Below are 411 nucleotides of genomic sequence, written 5' to 3'. Positions count from 1 at the left end.
GGGATATCCTGCGCAATCTGCTGACCGGCCTGCAATGGACGGTGGCCCTGTCGCTGGTGGCCTTCATCGGCGGCGGGCTGATCGGCCTGCTGGTGATGGGCATGCGCACCTCGGAGAAATCCGGGCCGCGTGCGGCAGCCAGCTTATATATAGAGCTGTTTCAAGGCACACCGCTTTTGATGCAGCTGTTTCTGGTGTTCTTCGGCGTTGCGCTGATGGGAATGGACATTTCTCCCTGGGCTGCAGCCGCTCTGGCGCTGACGTTGTTCACCAGCGCCTATCTGGCCGAAATCTGGCGCGGCTGCGTCGAATCGATTTCCAAGGGCCAATGGGAAGCTTCGGCGAGTCTGGCCCTGACTCCGTTCGAGCAGATGCGTTACGTGATCCTGCCGCAGGCGCTGCGTATTGCCA

Annotated in this window: 1 protein-coding gene; it reads left to right on the top strand. The window is 61.1% G+C overall.

Going from position 1 to position 411, the window contains the following annotated elements; all coding sequences use genetic code 11:
• Positions 1-411 (top strand): amino acid ABC transporter permease (locus EE949_RS25675; protein WP_164666840.1); only part of this gene is annotated, 411 nt, incomplete at both ends.

The sequence above is a fragment of the Pseudomonas viridiflava genome (genome assembly GCF_900602065.1).
Taxonomy (GTDB): domain Bacteria; phylum Pseudomonadota; class Gammaproteobacteria; order Pseudomonadales; family Pseudomonadaceae; genus Aquipseudomonas.
This window is presented reverse-complemented; position numbering and strand designations above follow the sequence as displayed.